The following is a 5,890-nucleotide window of genomic DNA, read 5'->3' on the forward strand; positions in this document are numbered from 1 at the left end:
GCGCTTCCGCTGGTTCTGCCTCGATCACATCCGCGCGTTCAACGCCGGCTACAATTACTTCGACGGGATGACCGCCGACGAAATCCACCAGGCACAGCGACCGATGGCCGGGTGGGAGCGCGAGACGCGCGCCTTCGCGCGTGCGGGGGCGGGGGATGCCGGGCCGCGCTGGGCCGATTTCACCGATCCGCTCGACGCGATCGGCGCGCGCTTCCGCCGCGCCGCCGCCGCGCCGGAGCGTGCGGACGGCAAGCCTTTGTCGGGGGAGGACCGCCGCAACCTCGAAGTGCTGGGGCTCGCTGCGGACGCCGATCGCGCCGCGCTGCGCCGCCGCTATTCGGACCTCGTCCGCCGCTACCACCCCGATCGCAACGGCGGCGACCGCCGGCACGAAGCGAAGCTGACCAGGGTGATCGCCGCCTATCAGCAGCTGCGCCGCGCCCCCGCCTTCGCATGACGCGCGGCCGCGGCGGGGGGCGTCAGATGATGTCGAGCACCAGCCCCAGCCGCCGCGCCTCCTCGGCCTCGATATACCAATTGTCGGGCGCCTTGGCCTTCAGCTGCTCCAGCGTCACCTGCGTGCCGCGCACCAGATCGGCGAAGCCCTCCTCCTGGATGCGGATCGAATCCTCGATCTCGTTCAGCTTGGCCTTGAGCAGCGGGGTCAGTGTGTTGAGCGGGCCGTTGAGCGTGATCGTGCTGTTCATCAGCCGTTCGTGGATCATCAGCCGCGAATTCTTGGTCAGGAACCGGCGATCGGCGGGAAAGGCCGACATGAACGTCGCCCCCGCGGAATAGACCGCCACCTTGCCAAGGAACAGCGCATCCCGCCCGGTATATTCGCGCAGCAGCCGGATCGAATCGCCCATCGCCCGCGCCATTTCCGGGTCGCCGCCCAATGTGGTGATCGACACCACCAGCGGGCCGTCGGGCGGCGCGGCGGCCAGTTGGTCCTTGAACTGCGCGTACATCGCATCGTCGACGATGCCGTGCAGCTGGATATGCGGAGCCGCGAGCAGCGGATATTGCGAGGCGTGGGTATCGGTGGTCATCCCGCCCCAATCAGCGGCGCGCCCGCTTGTTCCGCGCCACCTCCTCCAGCACCGCCGTCGCCGGGCGCCCGACCGGCGCATCGGCGGGCGGCAGCGCGCGCTCCAGCGTCGCCAGCCAGCGTTGCGCACCCGCCCCGATCGACACCTGCGGATCGGAGGGGGTCAGCTTGGCCCGCCGCTCCCATCCGGCGATCTCGCCCTGCGCCTGCGCCACCGCCGCCGCCAGCGGCACCGGCTGGCGCAGCGCATGGTTGACCAGCGCATCGCCGAAGAACGTCCAGTCGTTGTCCGCCTCGCACCCGAAGCTGCTGCGTTCGGCGGAGGCGGCGGTGACGATCGCGGTCGTGTCCGACGACAGCATCGGCACGAACACCCCCGAATAGCAGGCGCTCAGCAGGATCAGGCGGTTGCGGATGCCCAGGTCGGACAATTCCCGCCACAGATGCGCCGGGCCGATCGCACCGTAACCCTGGTCGCCGTCGTTGTAATAGAGGCCGAACCCGGCACCATGGCTGGTGGTGTAGAGGATCAGCACGTCCTCCGCCGGGTTCATCACCTCGGCGACACGCGCCAGCACCAGGTCGAGCGCGGCGGGGCTGCCCATCGGCAGCGCGGCGCCCCCGCGCCCGTCCGGCCCGGCCAGCACGATCGTGCGCCCTTCCGCGCCATAGCGCCGCGCCAGCACCACCGCGCTCGCCCGCGCCTCCCGCGCGAACACCGGGTCGCTGTCCAGCGCCGCGACCACGACATAGGCATCGATCACCCCGCTGCGTTCGGGCGCGAGCCGGTCGAGCGCGGCGGTCAGCCGGCGATGCTCCGCCAGCCGCCAGCGCGCGGTGCGGTCGCGCTCCACGACGATCCCGGTGTCGGCCTGCTGCCGCATCGTCGCATCGTCGCCGTCCAGCGTCGGCGGGGGCAGCGTATGGCGGGGCGGCGGCGCGTCAGCGACCGTGGCGGAGGGGGACGAGGCCCGTGCCCCCACGCCCGCCACCGCGATCAGCAGCAGCCCCGCCCGCATCATGTCCGACCACGTCCGCCCCATCCGCGCCCCCGTTCGCGACGATTGGGCACGTGTAGGAGCACGTCGTCAAGTGCGCGTTCCGATCCGCCATCGTCGACAGCGCCGGGCCACCGCGACCGCGCGGCCCCGTCGACGCGGGGCCGCGCGGGCGATCAATAGACGCGCTTCTTCGGCTTGATATACTCGATGTCGTCGGTCAGCGTGTAATCGTGCACCGGGCGATAGTCGATCGACACCGCGCCGCCCTTGCCGCCCCAGCCGTCGAACGTCGCGATCGTGTGCTTCATCCAGTTGGCGTCGTCGCGCTCCGGGAAATCCTCATGCATGTGCGCACCGCGGCTTTCCTTGCGGTTGTCGGCGCTCTTCATCGTCACCACCGCCTGGCCGATCAGATTGTCGAGCTCCAGCGTCTCGACCAGATCCGTGTTCCAGATCAGCGAGCGATCGGCGATGCCGACGTCCTGCATCCCCTGGTAGATGCCGTCGATCTTCGTCACGCCCTCGGCCAGCAGCGCGCTGTCGCGGAACACCGCGCAGTGGCGCTGCATCGTCTTCTGCATCTCGGCGCGCAGCTTAGCGGTCGGGGTGCCGCCCTTGGCGTTGCGGAAATGGTCGAGCCGGCTGAGCGACAGCTCTTCCGATCCCTTGGGCAGCGCATCGTGCGAGGTGTTCGGCTTCAGCGTGTCCTTCAGCCGCAGGCCGGTGGCGCGCCCGAACACGACCAGGTCGATCAGCGAGTTGGAGCCGAGGCGGTTGGCGCCGTGGACCGAAACGCACGCCGCCTCGCCGACCGCGAACAGGCCGGGGACGACCGAATCGGGGTTACCGTCCTTCAGCCGCACGACCTCGCCGTGGTAGTTACACGGGATGCCGCCCATGTTGTAATGGACCGTCGGCGTCACCGGCAACGGCTGGCGTGTCAGGTCGACGCCCGCGAAGATCTTGCCCGTCTCGGTGATCCCCGGCAGCCGCTCGTGCAGCACCGCGGGGTCGATATGGTCGAGGTGGAGGAAGATGTGGTCCTTGTCCTTGCCGACGCCGCGGCCCTCGCGCATCTCCATCGCCATCGAGCGCGCGACGACGTCGCGGCTGGCCAGGTCCTTGGCGGACGGGGCATAGCGTTCCATGAACCGCTCGCCCTCGGAATTGGTTAGATACCCGCCCTCGCCGCGCGCACCCTCGGTGATGAGCACGCCCGCGCCGTAGATGCCGGTCGGGTGGAACTGCACGAACTCCATGTCCTGCAACGCGATGCCGGCGCGCAGCGCCATGCCGTTGCCGTCGCCGGTGCAGGTGTGCGCCGACGTCGCCGACTGGTACACGCGCCCGCCGCCGCCGGTCGCCAGCACGACGGCATGCGCGCGGAAGCGGTGGATCGACCCGTCCTCCATGCACAGCGCGATGACGCCGCGGCACGCGCCGTTCTCCATGATGAGGTCGAGCGCGAAATATTCGACGTAGAAGTCGGCGTCATACTTCAGCGACTGCTGGTACAGCGCATGCAGCATGGCGTGACCGGTGCGGTCGGCGGCGGCGCAGGTGCGCTGCACCGGCGGGCCTTCGCCCATGTTCTGCATGTGCCCGCCGAACGGCCGCTGGTAGATGGTGCCGTTGTCGTTGCGGCTGAACGGCACGCCGGCGTGCTCCAGTTCATACACCGCGGCCGGCGCCTCGCGCACCATATATTCGATCGCGTCCTGGTCGCCGAGCCAGTCGGAACCCTTGACGGTGTCGAACATGTGCCACGACCAATGGTCCGGCGAGTTGTTGCCCAGCGATGCGGCGATCCCGCCCTGCGCCGCCACGGTATGGCTGCGGGTCGGGAACACCTTGGTGATGCAGGCGGTCTTGAGGCCGCTTTCCGCGATCCCCATCGTGGCGCGCAGGCCCGATCCGCCCGCGCCGACCACCACCGCGTCATAGGTGTGGTCGATGATCTTGTAGGCGTCAGACATTATGCGGCAGCTCCGAACGCGACCTTGAGGATCGAGACGATGGCGATGGCGGCGGCGGCGGCGGTGAACACGTTGAGGAGGATCATCATCACGAAGCGATTCTCCTTGTGCGCATAATCCTCGATCACCACCTGCAGCCCTAGGCGGAAGTGGTAGAACACCGATGCGATCAGCAGCACCATCGGCACCGCCGCCCACATCGAATGCAGCCACAGCCGCACCGTGGTATAGTCATAGGCCGGCAGCCGCGCGATCGACGCCAGCAGCCATACGACCAGCAGGACGTTGGTGCCCGCGGTGATCTTCTGATGCCACCAATGATGCGCACCGGCGTGGGCGCTGCCCAGACCCCGGACGCGGCCGATCTGCGTCGTCATCACTTGATCCCCAGATAGAGCCAGAACGCCGCCGTCAGCAGCACCGACGCGACGAAGGTCAGCGCGGCCAGCGTCCGGTTGGTCTTCAGCTCGAACGCCGCGCCCGTGTCCATCACCAGGTGGCGGATGCCGCTCATCATGTGCTGGAACACCGCCCAGGTCAGCGCGACGCCGACCACCCAGCCGATCGGGTTCAGCCCACCGTCGGCGTGGGTAAACACGTTCAGGAACGTGGCATAGGCGTCCGGCCCGGCGGCGATCGCCGCCAGCCACCACACCAGCAGCGCGGTGCCCACCGTCGCCATGCCGTCGCCGGTCACGCGATGGAAGATCGACGCGGCCATCGCCGGGCTCCAGCGGTAATGAAGCGCGAGCGGGCCGCTGAACAGGTGCGGGCTGCGCGGGCGATCGGGTCTGGTGGCCACCGCTTGGCTCCTCGGAATACGGCGTGAACGATTTGGGCCGGTCTATGCGGCGATGCGGCACGGGATGCAAGCGCCCGGCTTATCGCGGCGCCCGGATCGGCGCGGGCGGCATCCCTAACCCTGCCTTAACCTATCGCGCCGTACATCTCCGATCCTGTCCCCCACACAAGGAAGTGCTTCGTGTCCAAGGATATGCCACCTGTCGGATCGGTCGCCACCGCGCTCGACCTGGACGAGCGGTTCCGCGTCTTCGATGCCGACGGCCGGCTTGCCGACAGCGCGCGCACCGCCTGGGCCCTGCTGGAGCCGCGCGTGCGCGAGATTGCGCGCGCCTATTGGGAACATTGGCAGCATTGCTTCGCGGCCGAATCGTCGTGGAAGGACGCGGGCGACGACCGGATGGTCGATCTGGGATGCGAGTTCCTGCGCAACCGCTTCCTCCACACGCGCGAGCGGCCGTGGGTCAACGCGATCGAGCGCGCGGTCGCGACCGCCTATGCCGCCGGGGTGACGCCGATGGCGCTGCTGTCGATGATCAGCGCCAGCGACCGCATGGCGCTGACCGTGCTGATGGCCGCGGTGCCCGCGGGCGATCCCCAGCTGCTGGAACTGGTCGACACGCTGATGCGGCTGTCCGCGCTGGAGGGCGAGATCACCGTCGAAATCTACAACGGCTATGGCGCGTACAGCGCGCAGGTCGAGCGCGACCGGCTGGCGGCGGAGTTCCGCGACGGCATCGCGCTGACCGTGGAGGATACCACGCGCGAGGGACTGCAGCTGCGCTCCCAGGCGTCGTGCGCGTCCTCCTCGGCGCGCGGGATGCTGGGCAAGACCAGCGAGGTCGCCGCCGCGGCGGAACAGTCGGCGGTCGCGATGCGCGACGCCGCCTCCACCGCCGCCGGGCTGATCCGCGCGATCGAGGATGCCCGCGCCGAGGTGGAGATCGCCGCCGAGATCGCCACCCGCGCCGCCGGCCAGGCGGGCGATGCGGTGACGGTGTCGGGCGCGCTGAGCGATCATGCCAAGTCGATCGAATCGATCCTGGGGCTGATCCGCGATA

At 69.3% G+C, this 5,890-nt stretch carries 6 protein-coding genes and 1 pseudogene; 2 read left to right on the forward strand and 5 right to left on the reverse strand.

Annotation, left to right across the window (positions count from 1 at the left end; genetic code table 11):
• Positions 1–457, forward strand: a 457-nt coding sequence (locus AX685_RS09800; protein WP_066488066.1) for a DnaJ domain-containing protein, incomplete at its 5' end; no start/stop codon positions are given.
• Between the two features lie 22 nt (positions 458–479).
• Here AX685_RS09800 and AX685_RS09805 read toward each other — a convergent pair.
• The 5 genes from AX685_RS09805 to sdhC form a co-directional block, all read right to left on the reverse strand.
• On the reverse strand, positions 480–1,052 hold the full coding sequence (locus AX685_RS09805; protein ID WP_066488068.1) for an ATP-dependent Clp protease proteolytic subunit: 573 nt from the start codon (positions 1,050–1,052) through the stop codon (positions 480–482).
• A 10-nt stretch (positions 1,053–1,062) separates the two neighbouring features.
• Positions 1,063–2,094 (reverse strand): C13 family peptidase, encoded by a 1,032-nt coding sequence (locus tag AX685_RS09810; RefSeq protein ID WP_231738760.1) that lies wholly within the window; start codon positions 2,092–2,094, stop codon positions 1,063–1,065.
• Between the two features lie 131 nt (positions 2,095–2,225).
• Positions 2,226–4,028, reverse strand: coding sequence for a succinate dehydrogenase flavoprotein subunit (gene sdhA / locus AX685_RS09815; RefSeq protein ID WP_066488071.1), 1,803 nt, complete (start codon positions 4,026–4,028; stop codon positions 2,226–2,228).
• Positions 4,028–4,405 (reverse strand): succinate dehydrogenase, hydrophobic membrane anchor protein, encoded by a 378-nt coding sequence (gene sdhD, locus AX685_RS09820; RefSeq protein ID WP_066488073.1) that lies wholly within the window; start codon positions 4,403–4,405, stop codon positions 4,028–4,030. The genes sdhA and sdhD overlap by 1 nt, the downstream gene beginning before the upstream one ends.
• Positions 4,405–4,830 carry a succinate dehydrogenase, cytochrome b556 subunit gene (sdhC, locus tag AX685_RS09825; protein WP_066488075.1) on the reverse strand — a complete coding sequence of 142 codons (426 nt, stop codon included), beginning with the start codon at positions 4,828–4,830 and terminating at the stop codon, positions 4,405–4,407. Before sdhC ends, sdhD begins: the two co-directional genes overlap by 1 nt.
• A gap of 180 nt (positions 4,831–5,010) precedes the next feature.
• Between sdhC and AX685_RS09830 the strand changes: the two are divergent.
• A pseudogene (locus AX685_RS09830) lies at positions 5,011–5,890 on the forward strand (methyl-accepting chemotaxis protein); the annotation flags it as partial.

The sequence above is a fragment of the Sphingomonas sp. CCH9-F2 genome (assembly GCF_001556735.1).
Taxonomy (GTDB): Bacteria; Pseudomonadota; Alphaproteobacteria; order Sphingomonadales; family Sphingomonadaceae; genus Sphingomonas; species Sphingomonas ginsenosidimutans.